This window comes from Microcystis sp. LE19-195.1E (genome assembly GCF_027532095.1).
GTDB classification, from domain to species: Bacteria; Cyanobacteriota; Cyanobacteriia; order Cyanobacteriales; family Microcystaceae; genus Microcystis; species Microcystis aeruginosa.
Window position 1 is genome coordinate 1 of the sequence record NZ_JAPZSZ010000273.1, and the last position, 1,359, is coordinate 1,359.

Consider the following 1,359-nt stretch of genomic DNA (forward strand, 5'->3'; position numbering starts at 1 on the left):
TACCCAGGGAGTAAGAGCGAGATTTTCGGGCAGAATCAGGAAAAACAGTGAAAGAATGCAGAAAATGATTCATAAATTCCAGCTAAATTCTATAAACTGCGCCACCATGCCCAGAGGAAGAATACCAGCAACTTGGTTTTGGGTTCCCTCTTCTATTTTAAGGACTCCCTGTACAAAAAAATTTTTTCTCGAAAGGTATCTAGATTAACTTGATGCGGGGGTTTTTCGCCTTCCGCTGCGTCCAAAACCCGTAGGGGCGCATCGCGTGCGCCCAAATAACCCAAATTCCCCCAAAACCCGTAGGGGCGCATCGCGTGCGCCCAACCCCCCAAAACCCCGTAGGGGCGCATTGCGTGCGCCCAAATAACCCAAAAATCGCCCCAAATCCCCAAAAAACGGGCGGGCTGATTATTGCCGGTGGGCCGATTATTATTGCCAGTGGGCGAACGCAGTTCGATAAACTCACTGACCACAGTTCGCCCCTACAAAATCGACCGGCCTTTGGGCGGGAAAAAAAGGGGAATAAGGGTTACAGAGTCCTCCCGGCACCGCACACCACGGAAAAGTTAGACAAGGAGAGATTATTTTGATTGATTTTCCTTAATAGTGTTGAAAGCTTGCTCACTTTTAGCAAGTGTTATTTTTCGCCTTTATTGTTTAAAGAGGGGTGGCGGTTTCTAGGGAAATTTTAAGATTCCTGTTCTCAGAAATCCTATAGTTAAGTTTTTCAAAACCAATAACTTCGCCTTTTTGATTTTTCATTAAAATAACTTCGTCGCCGGTTTCTTCGCAGAGATATTCTGAAGAGCGATCGCCAAACCACACGGTTAAGGTATTGCCCATCGGATCATAATAAACGTTTACTTCTGCCATAAAATTTCCCCTTCTTTAATTGCATCGGTGGGATAAGTGGTAATTAGGAAGCCTTCACCATTGAGTTTTCGGATAATGGCACAGAGCCAACGTTTTGGTCGTTGAAGTTTATAAAAAAGATAAACATTAGGGTCACTGCGGCTACGTCGAATTTCATCAGGTTGGCTAAGGGTTTCTTGGACTAATTTTTCTTGTCCTTTCATTATAGGATGTTTTATCTGGGTGATAATTTCCCAATAGGTAACAGTGACGCAGATCGTACAATTAAGAGGGGTTAAAATCTCAAAAAATAGATCATTTTTGCTCATGTTTTGTCCTCATCGGCAAATTCTTAGTCAAGATGAGAACGGGCATCTTCGGGGGCGATAATCGTAACCGGGGAAATAGTCCCGACGGCCAATTTCGGCTGATTATAGAAACGATAACCGACCACGCTAGTCAGACAACCGACGGTAAACAGGAAGATTAAGGGTCGTCGCAGTTTAC

The 1,359-nt window shown here is 44.2% G+C and carries 3 protein-coding genes; all 3 read right to left on the reverse strand.

The features are described 5' to 3' along the window. Positions 1-152: 152 nt before the first annotated feature. Complete coding sequence (locus O9300_RS15305) at positions 153-473, reverse strand: hypothetical protein (protein WP_287972550.1); 321 nt, start codon at positions 471-473, stop codon at positions 153-155. 184 nt (positions 474-657) lie between these two features. Further along, the gene (locus O9300_RS15310; RefSeq protein WP_046663375.1) at positions 658-873 is read right to left on the reverse strand and encodes a DUF2283 domain-containing protein; all 216 of its coding nucleotides are present in this window, start codon (positions 871-873) and stop codon (positions 658-660) included. Beyond that, positions 861-1,181, reverse strand: coding sequence for a DUF4258 domain-containing protein (locus O9300_RS15315; RefSeq protein WP_287967709.1), 321 nt, complete (start codon positions 1,179-1,181; stop codon positions 861-863). Before O9300_RS15315 ends, O9300_RS15310 begins: the two co-directional genes overlap by 13 nt. Positions 1,182-1,359: the final 178 nt, after the last annotated feature.

Coding starts and splice junctions, on each gene's coding strand:
- O9300_RS15310 (WP_046663375.1), bottom strand. CDS start 873: ATGGCAGAAGTAAACGTTTATTATGATCCGATGGGCAATACCTTAACC.
- O9300_RS15315 (WP_287967709.1), bottom strand. CDS start 1,181: ATGAGCAAAAATGATCTATTTTTTGAGATTTTAACCCCTCTTAATTGT.